This window comes from Psychrobacter sp. H7-1, from assembly GCF_904846585.1.
Classification (GTDB): domain Bacteria; phylum Pseudomonadota; class Gammaproteobacteria; order Pseudomonadales; family Moraxellaceae; genus Psychrobacter; species Psychrobacter raelei.
Genome location: NZ_CAJHBH010000015.1, coordinates 12,225 through 30,109, shown reverse-complemented (window position 1 = coordinate 30,109; position 17,885 = coordinate 12,225). Strand labels below are relative to the sequence as shown.

The 17,885-nt window shown below is 45.1% G+C and carries 15 protein-coding genes and 2 tRNA genes; 6 read left to right on the top strand and 11 right to left on the bottom strand.

Features of this window, described 5'->3' with window-relative positions; genetic code table 11:
* Window positions 1-14: 14 nt before the first annotated feature.
* From JMX92_RS06465 to rimO, 5 genes are all read right to left on the bottom strand, one after another.
* Entirely contained in the window at window positions 15-842 is an 828-nt protein-coding gene (locus tag JMX92_RS06465; RefSeq protein ID WP_201544571.1) for a phosphatidate cytidylyltransferase, read from the bottom strand.
* A gap of 121 nt (window positions 843-963) precedes the next feature.
* A complete protein-coding gene (gene uppS / locus JMX92_RS06460; protein ID WP_201544569.1) occupies window positions 964-1,770 on the bottom strand; it encodes a polyprenyl diphosphate synthase in 807 nt (268 codons plus the stop codon).
* A gap of 264 nt (window positions 1,771-2,034) precedes the next feature.
* The gene (gene frr, locus JMX92_RS06455; protein WP_110816855.1) at window positions 2,035-2,589 is read right to left on the bottom strand and encodes a ribosome recycling factor; all 555 of its coding nucleotides are present in this window, start codon (window positions 2,587-2,589) and stop codon (window positions 2,035-2,037) included.
* Between the two features lie 139 nt (window positions 2,590-2,728).
* Window positions 2,729-3,454 carry a UMP kinase gene (pyrH, locus tag JMX92_RS06450; protein ID WP_011961019.1) on the bottom strand — a complete coding sequence of 242 codons (726 nt, stop codon included), beginning with the start codon at window positions 3,452-3,454 and terminating at the stop codon, window positions 2,729-2,731.
* A 298-nt stretch (window positions 3,455-3,752) separates the two neighbouring features.
* Entirely contained in the window at window positions 3,753-5,327 is a 1,575-nt protein-coding gene (gene rimO, locus JMX92_RS06445; RefSeq protein WP_227675288.1) for a 30S ribosomal protein S12 methylthiotransferase RimO, read from the bottom strand.
* A 455-nt stretch (window positions 5,328-5,782) separates the two neighbouring features.
* On the opposite strand from rimO, the gene JMX92_RS06440 reads away from it, so the two are divergent.
* The 4 genes from JMX92_RS06440 (at window position 5,783) to JMX92_RS06425 (ending at window position 9,506) form a co-directional block, all read left to right on the top strand.
* Complete coding sequence (locus tag JMX92_RS06440; RefSeq protein WP_201544567.1) at window positions 5,783-6,982, top strand: two-component system sensor histidine kinase NtrB; 1,200 nt, start codon at window positions 5,783-5,785, stop codon at window positions 6,980-6,982.
* A gap of 122 nt (window positions 6,983-7,104) precedes the next feature.
* On the top strand, window positions 7,105-8,895 hold the full coding sequence (locus JMX92_RS06435; RefSeq protein WP_201544565.1) for a sigma 54-interacting transcriptional regulator: 1,791 nt from the start codon (window positions 7,105-7,107) through the stop codon (window positions 8,893-8,895).
* Between the two features lie 187 nt (window positions 8,896-9,082).
* Window positions 9,083-9,167, top strand: a tRNA-Leu gene (locus JMX92_RS06430).
* A gap of 254 nt (window positions 9,168-9,421) precedes the next feature.
* Window positions 9,422-9,506 (top strand) — tRNA-Leu (locus tag JMX92_RS06425).
* A 171-nt stretch (window positions 9,507-9,677) separates the two neighbouring features.
* On the opposite strand, the gene JMX92_RS06420 is transcribed toward JMX92_RS06425, so the two are convergent.
* Both JMX92_RS06420 and JMX92_RS06415 read right to left on the bottom strand, forming a co-directional pair.
* A complete protein-coding gene (locus tag JMX92_RS06420; protein WP_041773346.1) occupies window positions 9,678-9,872 on the bottom strand; it encodes a hypothetical protein in 195 nt (64 codons plus the stop codon).
* A gap of 76 nt (window positions 9,873-9,948) precedes the next feature.
* Entirely contained in the window at window positions 9,949-11,010 is a 1,062-nt protein-coding gene (locus JMX92_RS06415; protein ID WP_201544563.1) for a protein kinase domain-containing protein, read from the bottom strand.
* A gap of 149 nt (window positions 11,011-11,159) precedes the next feature.
* Here JMX92_RS06415 and JMX92_RS06410 point away from each other — a divergent pair, with 149 nt between their 5' ends.
* Window positions 11,160-12,050 carry an ATP-binding protein gene (locus tag JMX92_RS06410; protein WP_201544554.1) on the top strand — a complete coding sequence of 297 codons (891 nt, stop codon included), beginning with the start codon at window positions 11,160-11,162 and terminating at the stop codon, window positions 12,048-12,050.
* A gap of 145 nt (window positions 12,051-12,195) precedes the next feature.
* Here JMX92_RS06410 and JMX92_RS06405 read toward each other — a convergent pair whose 3' ends face one another.
* From JMX92_RS06405 to JMX92_RS06390, 4 genes are all read right to left on the bottom strand, one after another.
* Window positions 12,196-13,260 (bottom strand): ribonuclease Z, encoded by a 1,065-nt coding sequence (locus JMX92_RS06405; protein ID WP_201544552.1) that lies wholly within the window; start codon window positions 13,258-13,260, stop codon window positions 12,196-12,198.
* Window positions 13,261-13,268: 8 nt separating this feature from the next.
* The gene (locus JMX92_RS06400; protein WP_011961026.1) at window positions 13,269-13,760 is read right to left on the bottom strand and encodes a MaoC family dehydratase; all 492 of its coding nucleotides are present in this window, start codon (window positions 13,758-13,760) and stop codon (window positions 13,269-13,271) included.
* Window positions 13,761-13,914: 154 nt separating this feature from the next.
* Window positions 13,915-15,204 carry an adenylosuccinate synthase gene (locus JMX92_RS06395; protein ID WP_011961027.1) on the bottom strand — a complete coding sequence of 430 codons (1,290 nt, stop codon included), beginning with the start codon at window positions 15,202-15,204 and terminating at the stop codon, window positions 13,915-13,917.
* Between the two features lie 121 nt (window positions 15,205-15,325).
* The gene (locus JMX92_RS06390) at window positions 15,326-16,621 is read right to left on the bottom strand and encodes an ATP phosphoribosyltransferase regulatory subunit (protein ID WP_201544550.1); all 1,296 of its coding nucleotides are present in this window, start codon (window positions 16,619-16,621) and stop codon (window positions 15,326-15,328) included.
* 867 nt (window positions 16,622-17,488) lie between these two features.
* Between JMX92_RS06390 and JMX92_RS06385 the strand changes: the two genes are divergently transcribed.
* On the top strand, window positions 17,489-17,875 hold the full coding sequence (locus JMX92_RS06385) for a DUF2237 family protein (RefSeq protein ID WP_110816865.1): 387 nt from the start codon (window positions 17,489-17,491) through the stop codon (window positions 17,873-17,875).
* Window positions 17,876-17,885 lie beyond the last annotated feature (10 nt).

The window sequence follows — 17,885 nt, the reverse complement described above, 5'->3', positions numbered from 1 at the left end:
GGGTAATAAAAATATTAGCCAAATGCCAACAGGCCTGAGTATTGCAGGCCCCAAAAGCCCAAAGCAAAGATGGGGGTGGCAGAAAGTAGCGAATCAATGCGGTCTAATACGCCGCCATGACCTGGCAAAATACTGCCAGAGTCTTTCACCCCAGCTTGGCGCTTGAGCATAGATTCAAACAAATCACCCAGTACTGACGCCAGTATGGTCACCAAAGACAAGCCTACGAATAAGGCAAGCTGAGTGGTCGTCAATTGCAGCTTAAAGAAGCTGATGGCAATAACCACTATGAAGCCTGTCGCTAGACCACCTGCCAGACCCTCCATACTCTTATTTGGAGAGACATTGGGCGACATTTTGCGCTTACCAAGTTTGCGGCCCACAAAATAAGCCCCACTGTCTGCGCACCACACCAGCAAAAACACATACATCAGCCACCAAGGTGACTGCAGCCATAAATAATACATGGCGCTAATGGCAGCCGTTAACAGCACCATGCCCAGTATAGATAGCTGCTTACCATACCAACCGGTGGTGGCTGGAAACTGAGTTACCCAAGACAAAGCCATCAGCCAAATCAAAGTAGAAGCGCTCCACCAAGCCGGCCAAGAGTTTGGCAACATCATAGTTGCCATGGTTATCGCCAACACCAACACCACAAACAGTGCCGGCACATGCCACTTAGGCATAAGCTTGGTCCACTCATAGCTGGCAATAGTCACGCCAACTGCCATAAGCCCTAGAAATAAATAAGGCTGAACAGAGACTTTGGACTGATCAGTAAATATTGCGACACCCACAATAATGACCAAGATGATAGCCGTCTTAATGCGTGTCCACATACTAGATACCTTTTTTATTTTATGATTGGGGTTCAAATTATGATTGCATCATGCTTTAAGGAGTCTAGATAAGTCCCCTTAATTTTGATACATGACTTTTACCACATAAATCACCAGAGCATCACTTAGCATGTGTATCTGCTGAGCTTTGTACGCTACCCTCTACCTGCTCACTGGTCTTACCAAAGCGGCGCTGACGGCGGGAGAACTCAAACAACATGCTATTGAGCTCTTTGGCAGCAAAATCAGGCCAGAGTGTGTCGGTGAAGAACAGTTCGGCATAAGCTGATTGCCACAATAAGAAGTTAGAAATTCGATACTCGCCCCCCGTACGAATGAGCATATCCACGTCGGGAACATCAGCCAGTTGCACCTTTTGACCCAAAGTGGCCACAGTGATATCTTCAGCCGCCAATGCCCCTTGGGCCACTTGCTGCGCTAACTGACGCGCTGCATTGGCAATGTCCCATTGCCCACCATAACTAATCGCAATCACCAAGGTCATCGCGTCATGAGCAGCCGTTTTTGCTTCTGCATCCGCCATTTGTGCTTGCAGCTCTTCGCTTAATTGACTTCTATCACCAATAAATCTTAAACGAATATTATACTTTTGCATCCGCGGCATCTGTTCGGTAATGGTAGCCGACAATAAGCGCATTAACAATGCCACTTCACTGGGCGGACGCTGCCAGTTTTCACTCGAAAAGGCAAAAACAGTCAGGACCTCAATACCGATTTTTACACAGTACTCGACCAGCGGATCTAAAGACTCTTTGCCCGCCACATGCCCTTGACCCTTTGCCATGCCATGCGCTTTTGCATAGCGGTTGTTACCATCCATAATAATGGCGATGTGCTTGGGCAATACTGCAGGCACAGTCAGGGAATCATCAGGGTTTAGGGGATTTGAAGATACAGGCTCAGTCATAATAATCTTTATCTGATTGTCTTGGTGAATGTGGGTTGCATTAGCCTAGATCTAAGTGAGCAATAGGAATAACATCTGCCTAGCGCTAGCCCTTAAGACATAGGCTCAATACAACCTAATAAGGCAAACCTAGCGAACCACTCACTTGAGCCGGTCCGCTAGGTTTTCTGCAAGGCTGTGCTGTTTTGGGTCATTATCAACCACAGCGGTGCTCATTAGCGTCTCACCAATTAGCTTGGCACAGCTTGCGTGTTATGGCTTGACTTATACTTCCATCAGCTCTTTTTCTTTGGCTTCAAGCTTGCTATCGATGCTTGCGATATATTTGTCAGTGATTTTTTGGATGTCGTCACTGGCGCGGCGCTCGTCATCTTCACTGATTTCTTTTTCTTTAGCCAACTCTTTAATATCATTAAGCATATCGCGGCGTACGTTGCGAATAGACACACGGCTGTTTTCGGCTTCACCACGGGCAAGCTTCTGCATGTCACGGCGGGTCTCTTCCGTCAATGCAGGCATAGGCACGCGAATCACATCGGCTGTCATTGGGTTTAGACCCAAGTCCGCCTCACGAATTGCTTTGTCTACAGCTTGTACCATTGAGCGCTCAAAAGGCTGAACCAATAGCGTACGTGAGTCTTCAACGTTAACGCTGGCCACTTGGTTTAGCGGCGTATCAGCGCCATAGTAGCTCACCATTACCCCAGATAGCATGCCGGGATGGGCACGGCCAGTACGTACTTTGCTAAAAGCATTCTCTAATGCTTCTAGGGTTTTTTTCATACGGTCTTCACCGTCTTTTTTAATATCATTAATCATAATCTATCCTTTATAGCTAAACAGTTATCAATCAAGCTTGTCCGACTATTTTGAGCCATTAACGGTTTTGAGCCACTAACGATCAAAGTAGCCGGGTTATTATTTAACTCAGTAAAACCAATGGGTGGCTATCAGCGACTTAGTGAAAAACGCGCGTGCCTTCATTTTCACCCATAATTACGTTCAATAACGAATTAGGCTTATTCATATCAAATACTTGTAGCGGCACATTGTGCTCACGGCATAAGGCAATGGCCGTTAAATCCATAACCCCAAGTTTTTGCTCAAGTACTTCATCAAAGGTCAGCGCATCATACTTCTTGGCATCTGCATGCTCACTAGGATCTTTATCGTATACGCCATCCACCTTAGTGGCTTTTAGGATAACGCCCGCTTCAATCTCAATGCCACGTAAGCAAGCGGCGGTATCAGTGGTAAAAAATGGGTTGCCGGTGCCAGCCACAAAGATACACACATCCCCATTTTTTAGATAACGAATGGCATTGCGGCTACTGTAGCTTTCAGTCACCTCACCGATAGGCAGTGCAGACATCAAACGGGTATTAATATTGCGGCGCTCTAGAGCATCACGCATGGCCAGACCATTCATTACGGTCGCCAACATACCCATTTGATCGCCTGTAACACGCCCTACCAACCCCTCTTTTTGAAGTTGGCTGCCACGATATAAGTTGCCGCCGCCCACAACGATACCTACTTGCACCCCCAAACCGCACAAATGAGCAATGGCTAGGCTCATTTTGTCCAGAACGGACGTATCAATTCCCATTCCCAGACCACCAGCTAAGGCTTCTCCTGATAGCTTAAGTAAAATACGTGAATACTGCGGGTTTTTGTCAGACATAAGGCACCTTGCTATATTGTTTGGACCAATTTAGTTACTATGGATTAGGCTTGCATTTTTTGCGACATTTTTGGCTGGCTAAAAGCCTTCTCAAAGCCAAATAAAAACTAAATAGAAGAGTAAATATTCAGCCAAATAAAAAACGAACGAAAAATTAAGCTAAATTCGGTAAAGTTTACCAAAAAACGCTATCTGCTTATAGCGCTATTTTGATACTGGGGCAGTCCATAGCCCGATAAACGGCTGCTGAGCTTGATTTTGCCAAAGCTTCGCAGCTAAAAAATAGGTAACAAGTGCCTTAAGCCAAAGCTTGCACCGCATCATAAGAGGCAAATAAATCATACTCACTGGCCTCATCGATGGTGACCGTCAGCATATCACCAACCTTAACCATCATCATGCCGTTCTGCACGATATTATCGACATATACATGGCCGTCAATCTCAGGGGCATCAGCATAGCTGCGACAAATGGCAATTTGCTCTTCTGTGTCAATCTCATCGACCAATACGGTCATGGTTTTGCCCACTTTTTCTTGCAGTTTTTGCTCAGAGATTTGCTGCTGTACGGCCATAAAGCGCTCGTAACGCTCTTGTTTTATCGCTTCAGGCACTGGATTTGGCAAGTCATTGGCCACCGCACCTTCAATTTCTGAATAAGTAAAGCAGCCCACTCGATCAAGCTTGGCCTGTTTTAACCACTCAAGCAAGTACTCAAAGTCTTCTTCTGTCTCTCCTGGGAATCCGACCACGAAGGTAGAGCGAATCACAATATCGGGATTAATTTCGCGCCATTTTTGAATACGAGCCAGCGTATTTTCACTGTGCGCAGGGCGTTTCATGGCTTTTAGAACGCTTGGACTGGCATGCTGCAAAGGAATGTCCAAATACGGCAGTAAGCCACCGCGGTCGCCAGGCTTGGCCATAAGCTCGACCACCTTATCCACATGCGGATAAGGATAGACATAATGTAGACGCACCCAGATACCTACTTTTGCCAATGCTTGACACATGTCAAAAAACTTAGACTTAAGCGGCATACCGTCCCAAAAAGAGGTCTTATATTTTAAATCAACGCCATAAGCTGAGGTGTCTTGTGAGATGACTAAAATCTCTTTCACGCCCGCTTTTTTTAGCGCCATCGCCTCGCCCATTACCTGCTCAATAGGACGTGATACTAAGTCCCCACGTAGGCTTGGAATGATACAAAACGTACAGCGGTGGTTACAGCCCTCTGAGATTTTAAGATAAGCATAGTGACTTGGCGTGAGCTTCACGCCAGCTAAGTCAATCAAGTCAATTTTGGGATCATAAGCTTTTTTATCTTGAATAGCCTGAGGCATGGGGGCATGTGTTGATACTGCCGTAATGACCTCGTCATAAGCGTGAGCACCAGTCACTGCCAGTACAGCAGGGTGCATGTCGCGGATTTTTTGCGCATCTTTACCCAAGCAGCCGGTGACAATCACTTTGCCATTTTTATTAAGTGCCTCACCAATGGCATCGAGTGATTCTTGCACTGCAGACTCAATAAAACCACAGGTATTAACGACCACTAAGTCGGCACCATTATAATCTGAGGCAACACGGTACCCATCACGGGTCAGCTCAGTGATAATGCGCTCACTGTCGACTAAGGCCTTAGGACAGCCCAATGAGACAAAGCCCACTTTTGGCGCCACAATTTCGTCAGTATGCAGCGACTGTTCAGCGGCTTGCTGAGCACTTTGTTCTATACTGCGATTTTGATTGTGGTTGGCTTTGTGATGATAAGCACTGGCAGCAGGTTGAGTGCTGTCTGACGCTGTTTGAGAATTGATGGACGCACCTGGCACATAGATAGAAACCGTATCGGCTGGGTTTTTGCTTGGCATAGACAAATACTTTTAAGAATAGTGGATTGAAAGAAGATAGGCTGACATAACTGACATGACATTGAGGTAGTGTGCTAACACTAAAATTTTGTGGTGCATTGTACGAATTTTAACACCGCTATACTAGCACGAATGCGTTATTCATATGTTTTTCATCTACTAAACCCAGCGGGATGTGGCATCAAGCAGCCTATATAACCTCTCATCTTGCCTGCTACCCCCTTGGTCATAGTAACGTTATGATTTAGAGCAAAATAGTCAAAAAACAACATTAACAAGACTAGTTATGCACTAAAATAAATCAATATCACCCTTATTTGCACTATTTATGAGCACAAGCTTAGCGGATTGGCTAAGTAAGATGAGCCAATTTGGCGCAAGTTGTGGATTAAGCTGATATAGGACTTGGTACTATTCTTGCACCTTTTATCATAACTCTTATTAAAAGCATATTTATGGCCCCCTCAAATACCCTTTTATTACTGCAAAACCTCTATACCGGTGTGCTCTGGGTCGCTGATGATCTGACTATCGAATGGGTAAATGGCCAAATCGAGCAGTTGTTATCGGTCAGTAAGACCCGTCTTATCGGGCTTAATGTACTGCAGCTACTGATGCCCAGTGCCAACGAAAGTGGTGCAGAGCTGAGTGTAGCCGAATTAGCAGAGGCTCAAGACAAGCTGCGTACTCAGTTTCACAATGCTTGTGATTATCGCCAGCCTTTTATTGAATACAGCCGTCATATTCGAGGCGTTATTTATCCTTTATATGTGCATTATAGCGTGACGCCTATCGAGCAAGAGGATCGGGTTTATTTTTTGATTGAGATATGGCAAGGCGATCGCCAAAGCCGGCTAGATAAAGAGCAGCGGCTACAAGAGCAGCACGATGTATCTCGTGAAATGCTACGCTCAGTGGCGCACGAGGTCAAAAACCCATTGGCGGGTATTCGCGGGGCAGCGCAGCTATTAATCAAGCAAACTCAGCATACTAAATTGCCCTCAGATCAGTTAGGCGAGATGACGCAAGTGGATGCCAAAAAACTGACCACTTATGCCAATATTGTCATCAGCGAAACCGATCGGCTCACCCAGCTTATTGAACAGCTCTTGGGCTCCAATCAATTGCCTGATTTGCAGCAAATAAATATCCACGAGCCGCTAGAGCATGTGCTGCTATTAACACAGACTCAGTATCCTAAAGTCAGCATCCAGCGCGATTATGACTTATCGCTACCAGAGCTTACCGCCGATAAAAACCAGCTGATTCAAGTATTTTTGAACTTAGTTAACAATGCGTGTGAGGCGATGCTTGAGCAAGACACCAGTCTGCTTGCTGCTGACTATCAGCCACAGCTTAAAGTTACCACCCGCATTGAGCATCAATACACCATTGGCACAGTGCATCATCGTCAAGTGATTAAAGTGAGTATTGAAGACAATGGCGCCGGCATTGATAGCGATTTAATTGGTCGCATATTTTTTCCTTTAGTGACGGGGCGTGCTAATGGTACGGGGCTTGGATTGGCCTTAGTACAAGAGATTTTGCATAGTCATGAGGGCGCTATTGAGGTGCATTCACAGCCCGGGGATACCCAGTTTAATATTTATTTGCCGCTGCAATTAACACCGAAGGCGGCGCCGGATGCTCACTGATGAGCTGGACTCAAAGCTGCAAATAGAGGATGCCCCCTGCCCCTTAGTTATCCTCTGCAAAAGTTATCCTCTGCAAACTGCCAATTACTTGCTAAATATTCACGACAATGGAAACTCAGACAATGACAACAAAACACAGCTTATGGTTAATCGATGATGATCCTGCTTTAAGACTTATTTTAGAGGACTCCTTTAGTGATGCCGGCTTGCAAGTGCAAGCTTTTAGCAATGCCAAAGGGGCCTGGGCTAGGTTAAATAGTGTATTAAATGGCAGTGAGCCAAAAGACATATTGCCTGATGTGATATTAACTGACATTCGCATGCCGATGATGGATGGACTGTCTTTTAGTCAGTGGATGCACACCAACTTCCCCAGCCTACCTGTCATTATCATGACGGCTCACTCAGACTTAAAATCCGCAGTTGACAGCTATGACACCGGTGCTTTTGAATATCTGCCCAAGCCTTTTGATTTAGATCATGCAATCTGTGTGGTTAAAAAAGCCATTACCACCAATCCGGCAGCGGTCTTAGTAGACAACGCCATAGTGGCAGAAGACTCAGAGGTGCCAAGTGCTGCTTCAGATAAAAAAGAGGCTATGCAGCGCCCTAATACCACGCCGTCATCAGAGATAAAAAAACAACCTGCTACCAAAAAAGGCTCCCCTGTAGCGACTAAAGCCTCAGCGGCAAGCGAATCTACCCCCATCATCGGTCAATCCCCAGCAATGCAAACTGTGTTTCGTGCCATTGGCCGCTTGGCCTCCTCGCCGATTACTGTCTTAATCACCGGGGAGTCAGGCACGGGCAAGGAGCTGGTGGCCGGTGCGCTGCATCAAAACTCACCGCGTCAAAAAAAGCCCTTTATTGCGCTTAATATGGCCGCTATTCCGCACGAGTTAATAGAATCTGAGCTGTTCGGTCATGAAAAAGGGGCATTTACCGGCGCCACCACCTTGCGACATGGCCGCTTTGAGCAGGCCAATGGTGGGACACTGTTTTTGGACGAAATCGGTGACATGCCTTTTAGTACCCAGACTCGGCTGCTACGGGTCTTGGCCAATGGTGAATTCTTTCGAGTGGGCGGTCAAAAGCCGATTACTGTCGATGTGCGCATCATTGCCGCTACCCACCAAAACCTTGAACAATTGGTGAAAGAAGGCAAGTTTCGTGAAGATTTATTTTATCGCTTAAATGTCATTCGACTGCCGCTACCGCCGCTACGAGCGCGCCCCGATGACATACCTGATTTGGTTGAGTTCTTTATGAGCAAAGCGGCCACTGAGATGAAAACCGATAAAAAACAGCTGACTACAGAGGCGCTACATATTATGCAAGCCTTTGATTGGCCAGGAAATGTACGTCAACTTGAAAATGCTTGCCGCTGGATTACCGTGATGGCCACAGGAGAGAGGCTCGGTGTGGAGGATTTGCCTCCTGATTTAACCGAGTTTGCACAGCACTATCTGGCTCATGCCGCAAACCCTGAAGCACTAGAGGGCCAAGGTATGCAAACTCTCAGCAACCTGCCAAATAATAGCCCAGGTTTTGCCGCACCCAGCACCACTGCATCTGCGGCGTCTTATACACAAGGCAACTCTCCAAGCTTTGCAGCAACCGCTCAGTCTGATGAGCACCGACAAACCAGCACCGCCTCAGTCACCATCACACCGCCCGCCTTAGTGAACAGCGCCCATAGCTGGCAAGATCAGCTACAAAATTGGGCCCATACCGCTTTGCAGCAAGGACAAACCGAAATTTTGCAGCAGGCCACTCCCACATTTGAAAAAATATTGATTCGCGTGGCGCTTGAATACAGCAAAGGTCGAAAAGGTGAAGCTGCTGACCTACTCGGCTGGGGGCGCAATACCTTAACTCGCAAGATAAAGCTGCTTGGGTTAGAGGGTGATTAATAGAGCGTTTATTGAAAGCCAAAATCGCATAAACGCTATAAAAACTAACGCTGTTTGCGATTTAACCTTAAAAAACGTCGAAAAATTAAAAAAAATACTTGCCAAGCGATTTTAAATGTATATAATACACAACCACTGAGAAGCACTAACCCAGTAAGCATTAATTTAAGTTAATGTGATGATAAATGGGGCTGTGGCGGAATTGGTAGACGCACCAGATTTAGGTTCTGGCGCCGAGAGGTGTGAGAGTTCGAGTCTCTCCAGCCCCACCATTTATCCGGTTAGTTGTTCTTAGACCAAATATTAAATAAAAGACCCGCCTTAAAGCGGGTTTTTTATTGGCTACGGTTTTTATTGGCTATACGTAGGCCTCAGCGCCCAAGTCGATTAATCTGATTAAAATTGATTATTTTTTAATATCGGCTGATAAAAAATACTTGCCAAGTGATTTTAAATGTATATAATACACAACCACTGAGAAGCACTAACCCAGTAAGCATTAATTTAAGTTAATGTGATGATAAATGGGGCTGTGGCGGAATTGGTAGACGCACCAGATTTAGGTTCTGGCGCCGAGAGGTGTGAGAGTTCGAGTCTCTCCAGCCCCACCATTTATCCGGTTAGTTGTTCTTAGACCAAATATTAAATAAAAGACCCGCTTTTAAAGCGGGTTTTTTATTGTCTGAAATTTAAACCCAATATAAGGGGATTAAGGGGATAAGGGCGACGCTACCTCGCTATTGTATTGTCTTATTCGCACTGTCGTCGCCCCGCTCATAAAGCTAAACCACCAACTTCTTTTCCTCTAAACTCTTAAATATTTTATACTCAACTTCAGAGGCATCACTATCTGTCTCATAATGGTAAGTGGCGGGTGTATTACCACTGATAAAGTAAACAATAATAGTACGGCCTTCACGAGATAATCTGCTGATATCATGAATATTTATAGTATCGCTTTGTACGACCAAGAACATAATTAGCGCCTTTTTTAGGATGACATTTTATTTTAAAGTTAATTTTCAAACGGACAGAAGATATCTATTTGCTCGATTATAGCGCATGTTGCGCTTGTTCTAATACCTCAATCACACAATCCATACTGTTAGGCCTTTGCTGGCTGTGCTTGGTAAGTAGCCGATCGATTAACGATTGCCAATGCTGATATTGGCTCGGTAGCAAAGGCACAGGCGTTTGACAGTGTGCCACAGCCCACAGCCTCGATGAATGCCGCAGATCTTGAGCCTTAGCAACGGTAAAAGGCCTGCTGCCGACCAGCATCTCATACAGCATGATCCCAAAAGCATAGACATCACTTTGAACTGAAACAGTCTGCCCCTGCCAGCATTCTGGGGCTAAATAGGCAGCGGTTCCTCTAGGATGATTTTGCATGACACTCAGTGCAGCCTTATCATTAACACTGTTATTAAGGCTATTATTAACACTGTTATTAAGGCTGTTATTAATAACGCTGCTATCATCAAAAAGCGGCCGATCAATGGCTTGCGCATAGGCCAAGTCTATCATGACAACCTGCCAGTCAGAGGCAGCATCTGGTCTTTTGTGTTTCGGCATAGCTATCAAAAAATTGCTGGGCTTGATATCCCCATGGATCCATCCGGCCTGATGCAAGCTTGCGATACTTTTTGCCACACTTAAAATCAGTTGCAGCTTTTGAATCTCTGTTAGCGACTGAGTGACTAAATAATCTTTTATACTACCTTGCTCAAAATACGGCATAACCAAACCGCTAAGCTGCCACCACTCATCTTGTATCTGAATGGTGCTTACTTTTATAAATTGATAGGGCATTAAGCTTTGATTCAATACACTTAGCCGCTGTAGCTGTTTTATATGAGCCATCTCAACATCTAGACTCGAGTCAGCACTGGTAGATAGCGGCTGCAACTGCCATTTAATCATATAAACGCCATTTTTATACTCCGCCTGAGTCATGCCTTGATAGCAAGGCGTATCTGACGCAGACGCCTCATAACCCAAACGTCGCGCTTTAAGCGGGACATATCCTTGCTGGGTAAGCTCACCATCTACTCGCTGTAGTATAAGCGGTACTGTATTATCGCTGATAAAGGGTATAACTTGCAGAGTTGACATGGGTTTTGGCAGTTAAATGAAAGAGTAATTGATAACGGGCTAAGTTCACTGTGTCATGGGTTATGGCTTGCATTCACTAGCCTTTACTGGCACTATTTTTGACTCTAGGCTTGTTACTTATAATGATAATTGGATAGGGCTGAGTCAGCATGGCAAATTCTGTAAATACGCTTACCTTGGATGATACTTTAACTCACTTACTGACTGAATTTTTAAAACAACACATTATCCCCTCGCTTGAAATCGATCCAAACCAACTGGCTTATCGCTGGGTTGGTGGTATGACAGGACGACTTGAGCCTATCCAGGTTAGCTCCGCGCTGTCTTTAGACGATTTAATCGGTATTGACACTCAAAAAACAAAAATAATCCAAAATACCAAGCAGTTTTTGGCCGGCTATCCCGCCAACCATGTCCTAATGACAGGTACTCGAGGCGCAGGCAAGTCTTCCATAATTCGCGCACTACTAAATGAGTTTAAAGACCAAGGTCTGCGCATGATTGAAGTCTCTCGTGACGATTTACAAGTACTGGACAAAATTCGTCAGGCCATTAATGAGCTGCCTGAGGACACCTCGTGCCGTTACATCGTTTATTGTGATGACTTAGCCTTTAATGGGCAAGACGAGAACTACCGTACTTTAAAAAGCGTGCTTGATGGTGCGCTCGACTCTGAGCAGGATAAGCTATTGGTTTATGCCACCAGTAACCGCCGCCATTTGCTGCCTCAGCTGATAAAAGACAATGTTAATATCTATGATGGCCAGACCGATGAGGTTAACCCTTACGAGACCATTGATGAAACTGTCTCTTTGTCTGACCGCTTTGGCCTATGGCTGTCATTTTATCCAATGAATCAAGAGACTTACGTAAATATCGTCGCCCACTATCTGCAAGCTGAGGGCATTGAGTGGTCAGATGAGATACGCGGGCAAGCTCTATTATGGTCTTCAAGCCGCGGTGGTCGCTCAGGACGTGTGGCTTATCAATTTTCTCGGCACTGGATAGGTCAGCTGTTATTAAATCAAGGCAACGAGTAAATCAAGGTAACGAGTAAATCAAGGCAAGTGTTAAATCAAAGCTGTTATTAAATCAAGGCAACGAGTAAATCAAGGTAACGAGTAAATCAAGGCAAGTGTTAAATCAAAGCTGTTATTAAATCCAGGTAAGTTATCCTAAAGCTGTTTACGTGGGCAGCTGACGAACCCCATCACTGTCCACCAAAAAACGCATAAAATCACGCGCCAGCCACAGCTTGCCTTGATAATACTGCCCCACCTCTAAGCGGATATCCGCCATATTAGGTGCTTTACTCTCAGGGTCATCATAACTGTGATAACGGGCACTAAAATGTGTCAAAATCAATGCCGGCAACTGCATCGCCTGCGCAAATTGAGCAATACACTTAGCTGTGGTGTGCATCGGATCAAAGCCATCAGGTCGTGACATGATTTTGTCTCTGACACTCTGAGTATAGGTTGCCTCATGGATGAGCACATTGGCACCTTGTACTGCTTGTTGCAATAATTCCGGGGTGTCATTATCCCCGCCAACAACCACTTTTAACTGCTGACTCTCACGGTAAGTATACTCTACAGAGACCAGCTTGCGACCATCTTCCAACATCACATCCTGCCCTGCCTGCAGCTGACCCCAGGCAGCAGTAGCCGCAATGCCCTGCTGTTTTAATTTATGAGTATTGAGTTTAAGGCTCTGCACCACTTGAGTTATCACAAAGCCATATGAGGCAACCCGATGTGATAGCTTAACGATTTCAATCTCAAGCTTATGCGCTGCAGATAACTGTAAGACAACTGGGTTAGCTACGCTCTGATCTGCGCACACCTTATCTTCTATGGCCACAAAATCAATATCATAGGGCAAATACAAATCTGTAGTGGATTGCACTGCCTGTATCAAGGTTAAAATAGCCTTAGGGGCAATGAGGGTCAGCGGCGCTGTGCGTCCCGACATCGCCATACTTGCAAGCAGCCCAGGCAAGCCATAACAGTGATCACCATGCACATGGGTGATACAGATAGCCGCTAAGTGCCTAACACTCAGCTTAGTGTGTAATAATTGATGCTGGGTAGCCTCGCCACAATCTATCAAGACCCAAGGCTTTTTACTGCCGCTTTGTTGCGCACTGTTTGCGGCGTAAGGGTTGAGGCATTCAATGGCTAAGGCTGTGACATTACGCTTTTTTGTGGGGATGCCTGCCGAGGTGCCCAAGAAGGTAAACTGTAGCATGATTAACCCTATACCTGCGACCCTAATAAATGCTCATTATTTAAGGGAGGTATGCCAGCGGTGCGTTTAAAGGCCAGCATGGTGCACGTAAAGCGCTGCACTATTTGCTGATTTTGATTAAAGGTATTGATTTGTACCACCACCATGCCACGGTCTGGTTTAGATTTGGACGCTTTAATGTCAACAACCTCCGCTTCAATATGCAAGATATCATTCGGATAAGTTGGCGCCGGCCAGCTAATCTGTGCCCCAGCGCCAATCAAACCGGTAGCAATAGGAATGGTCTGCACCATTAAACGCATGGTAACCCCAGCAGTCTGCCACCCACTGGCGACCAAAGTGCCAAAAAACGTATCCCGAGCCCGCTCATTGTCTAAATGATAGGGCTGGGGATCATAATCCTTGGCAAAATCTTTAATCTCAGCCTCGCTGAGGGATGCCTCACCACTTATCCATTTGTCGCCCACCTTTAAATCCTCTAAATACAGCTGTTGTACCATGACCTGTCTCCCAAAATGATGACGAATGACTTATGATTGCTTAAATATTCGAGTGATAAAAAAACCCCATGTTTAAAATAACATAGGGTCTTTTATTAAGCTATGACGTGCCAGTTTTGATAAATCTTATCGTTTGAGCACAATAAGACAAGACTTAGGCATCATACGGGTCGCGTAGCACGATGGTTTCATCACGGTCAGGACCAGTTGAGATAATATCGACAGGGCAATCAATTAACTGCTCAATACGCTTGATATACGCTTTGGCTTCCTCTGGTAGATCATCATAGTTAGTAATGCCTACAGTTGAGCCTTTCCAGCCTGGTAACGTCTCATATTTTGGCGTTACCGTCTCATAAAACTCGCCGTCATGGGCAGCAGCAAACTCAGATTCAGGGATATCATAACCCACACCAATACGGATTTCATCCAAACCATCTAACACATCAAGCTTGGTTAAGCAGATACCTGATAGTGAATTTAATACGACAGCACGGCGTAGGGCTTCGGCATCAAACCAACCACAGCGGCGGGCACGACCTGTCGTTGCACCAAATTCATGACCCACTTTGGCCAAATGCGCACCCACATCATCGAACAATTCAGTTGGGAATGGACCACTACCCACACGAGTGGTATAAGCCTTGGTAATACCCAAAACGTAGTCTAAGTATAAAGGACCAATACCCGTACCCGTCGATACACCACCGGCAGTTACGCTTGAGCTGGTTACGAACGGATAAGTACCGTGGTCGATATCAAGTAACGTACCTTGAGCACCCTCAAACATTAGGTTTTTGCCAGCCAGACGCAATTGATTTAGGGCTTCAGTCACATCACAAACCAGCTCTTTTAGCTCATCACGCCACTGCTGGCATAGGGCAAAAGTGGTATCAAAGTCGATGGCATCCACTTTGTAATACTGAGTCAATTGGAAATTGTGGTATTCAATTAAGTTGCGTAGTTTTTCTTCTAAATCTGGGCGGAACAAATCAGCCAGCTTGATGGCACGGCGTGCCACTTTGTCCTCATAAGCAGGACCGATACCACGACCTGTCGTACCAATTTTACCAGAACCACGCTTAGCTTCACGCGCTTGGTCAAGTGCGATGTGGTAAGGCATGATTAATGGACAGTTTGGTGAGATTTTTAGACGCTCACGAACCGGCACGTTATTGTCTTCAAGCTCTTTCATCTCGATAAGTAGCGCCTCTGGTGACAACACCACGCCATTACCGATAAAGCACGTCACGTCATCACGCAAAATACCTGATGGAATTAAGTGTAGAACTGTTTTTTTGCCGTCTACCACCAAAGTGTGACCCGCATTGTGACCGCCTTGGAAGCGGGCTACAGCAGAAGCTTTTTCGGTAAGCAAGTCAACAATCTTGCCTTTACCTTCATCGCCCCATTGGCTACCTAGTACTACAACATTCTTTCCCATAACTGATCCTTAACCACTCGTATTGAACTGTAAAAATTAAATTGCGTCATTGTGGCGCACTTAGTTTAAAACCCAAAACCTATCTACGCCCTGCTGCGTCTACGCTGCAAGAGCAGATAAATTATACGGCCCGTAAAACCCACTCACCATCTTCTAAAATTAGTTTGTGTGTCACATTATTGGGAGCATCTTCACTGCTTAAAGGACGCACCACTCGGTGACCTAGATCACGTAACTCTGCAATCTTGGTCGTTAAATCTTTTGCCAACTTCTCATTGTCATCACTGCGCACGCCTTGCATATCCGCGAAGCTTACTAAAACTAGCTTAGATTCATTTAAGCTAATAAAGCGCTGCAAACGAGTCACCTCTAAGCTAAAGCCCGTGGCACTACGTGAGGGCAGTTCTTCGGAAATAGCCGTAGACGCCTGACTCGCAGCATCAAAGCCTTCACCATTAAAACGACCACCACGTACCACCGCCTGTGACTCGTTTTCAAAGTAGGCATTAAAAACAATGCCAGTGTGATAATGGTATCCAAGCTCTGTGATGTCTACGCTGACATTGCTTTGATACGTATTCTTGATATGAGCGACCATGGCCTGCACTTCTTGCACGGCCTTGATAATCGCTTTATCTTCCGTTGCCGTCTGCGATAAGGCCTGCTTAAGCGCATTCATATCATGGCCATATACGGCCAATTGATAAAAGTCATTGCCCATCGGCAGCTCAGCACAGACCTGCTTTAATTCAGGCAGAGCTTTATTGGCATATAAATTCATCAGTACCGAAGCGTCATTTTCTGACAAGCCAGCAAGCTCTTTTAAACGCGCAAAAATAGCCACATGTCCTATGTCTATGTGTAAGTGTTTTTTTAGATTGAGATTATTAATGAGGCAATACAGCACATCAATCAGCTCAATATCAGCATCTAAGCTGTCACTACCAAAGATTTCTGCCCCTAATTGCAGCGGTGTACGTGAGCCAAACAAACCATCTGGTAAAGTGCGTATAACGTGGCCGGCATAGCAGTATCTGGCAATTTTATTGGCTTTGCCCATCTTATTTAAGTGAGCATCAATACGCAAAATCTGCGGTGTAATATCAGCACGCACCCCCATCAATCGGCCCGATAGCTGATCAATGATTTTAAAGGTTTGACGCTTTAAGTCCTCTGATGCGTTACCCAGTAAGGACTCGGTAAACTCAATCATAGGTGGACAAATCAGCTCATAACCACGGCTGACCAACAGCCGGGTTAACTTGTAACGCAGCCATTCTTGTTTTTGTGCCTCTTCAGACAATAAATCACTGACCCCATCTGGTAATAACCAAATGTTATCGATGTCTGCCACATGGGACAATTTATCTGAAGATTGACGTTGAGCGTTATTGGAGGTTGTAGAACTGTCAGACACAAGTAATCCTTGTTTGGAGGCGACACTCTTCATTTAAGCAGTTTAGCCATTACCAAATCGTTAGTTAAAGTGTATTAGTAATCGAGATATTGAGAACACAAACCATTGAAAACAGAGCACTTAATCTTGCTAGACGCTTTTTACTAAGGCTGTTTTGAATGTAGCACATTTTTTCACTGAGCACACAATTAAACGGCGTACACCGTTTTGCTGTGAGTTATTATATCTTTTTTATGATGTCTTTTTTAAGTGGGTCTAATACGACCTGCCTAGGATTAGGATACTTCTGCCACTCCCATGCGAGCGCTTTAAAGGTCTAAACGCAGACTACAGCGGCTATTTTAACACGTTTTTATGATAATTAGGACGCTTAAAGTATCTAATAAGGCGATTTTTTGTGTTATTAAGTCTAGCATAGCTGACCGCTTTCGCCTAGACAAAGCCTTAATTAATGTCACAAATAGCCACAACAAAATAGGTCTTTTTTTGTCCGGTGCTAAGTGACCCATTTAGACAGCTTGTGGGCATAAATATTTAAGGTCATGGTTACTAACAAGAGCTTTGACTAAGATCAGCTCATCTTAACTGTATTTTATTTTTCGGCGCTATGCTTTACTCAGATGCAGCTGGTTTGTGACCGGCTTAAACAGATTTGAGGCCCCTGAATGTGTTACTATTTCATTGTGCTAAGCTGCTGATTTATAGGCTCATAATAACGGCATAATCAGTAATAGCTCCCCCTATGTTAAACCTTGTGTATTATTTTTGGTCGTAGGCTGCTACATACCTTTATGTCATTGTGCAGCCATAGCCGCCTTATGAGTAGGCACATAATGTGCCCACTCAAGATTACTCTGAGATTCTTATATGTCATCACATCACCCCGATCCTAAACTTAACCAGAGAAATGTACTTGGCACAGCGCTTGCCAGCTGCTGCTTTGACCCCATTACTGGCTATTATCGCAATGGCTTTTGTCATACCGGCCCTCAAGATATTGGCCAGCACACCGTATGCGCGAAAATGACCGCAGAATTTTTAAGCTTTTCGGCCAAAACAGGCAATGACTTAATCACACCTGTACCTGAATTTGGGTTTCCAGGATTAAAACCGGGAGATTATTGGTGTCTTTGTGCACTACGTTGGTTGGATGCTTTAGACCATGATATGGCGCCCAAAATTAAGCTTGAGGCCTGTCATGAGAGCTTACTAGAATTGGTGAGTATAGATACCTTAAAAAAATATGCTTTATAAAGTATTGCCG

Coding starts and splice junctions, on each gene's coding strand:
- JMX92_RS06395 (WP_011961027.1), bottom strand. CDS start 15,204: ATGGGAAAGAATGTTGTAGTACTAGGTAGCCAATGGGGCGATGAAGGT.
- JMX92_RS06435 (WP_201544565.1), top strand. CDS start 7,105: ATGACAACAAAACACAGCTTATGGTTAATCGATGATGATCCTGCTTTA.
- frr (WP_110816855.1), bottom strand. CDS start 2,589: ATGATTAATGATATTAAAAAAGACGGTGAAGACCGTATGAAAAAAACC.
- JMX92_RS06415 (WP_201544563.1), bottom strand. CDS start 11,010: ATGTCAACTCTGCAAGTTATACCCTTTATCAGCGATAATACAGTACCG.
- JMX92_RS06420 (WP_041773346.1), bottom strand. CDS start 9,872: ATGTTCTTGGTCGTACAAAGCGATACTATAAATATTCATGATATCAGC.
- JMX92_RS06400 (WP_011961026.1), bottom strand. CDS start 13,760: ATGGTACAACAGCTGTATTTAGAGGATTTAAAGGTGGGCGACAAATGG.
- JMX92_RS06410 (WP_201544554.1), top strand. CDS start 11,160: ATGGCAAATTCTGTAAATACGCTTACCTTGGATGATACTTTAACTCAC.
- pyrH (WP_011961019.1), bottom strand. CDS start 3,454: ATGTCTGACAAAAACCCGCAGTATTCACGTATTTTACTTAAGCTATCA.
- uppS (WP_201544569.1), bottom strand. CDS start 1,770: ATGACTGAGCCTGTATCTTCAAATCCCCTAAACCCTGATGATTCCCTG.
- rimO (WP_227675288.1), bottom strand. CDS start 5,327: ATGCCAAGCAAAAACCCAGCCGATACGGTTTCTATCTATGTGCCAGGT.
- JMX92_RS06405 (WP_201544552.1), bottom strand. CDS start 13,260: ATGCTACAGTTTACCTTCTTGGGCACCTCGGCAGGCATCCCCACAAAA.
- JMX92_RS06440 (WP_201544567.1), top strand. CDS start 5,783: ATGGCCCCCTCAAATACCCTTTTATTACTGCAAAACCTCTATACCGGT.
- JMX92_RS06385 (WP_110816865.1), top strand. CDS start 17,489: ATGTCATCACATCACCCCGATCCTAAACTTAACCAGAGAAATGTACTT.
- JMX92_RS06465 (WP_201544571.1), bottom strand. CDS start 842: ATGTGGACACGCATTAAGACGGCTATCATCTTGGTCATTATTGTGGGT.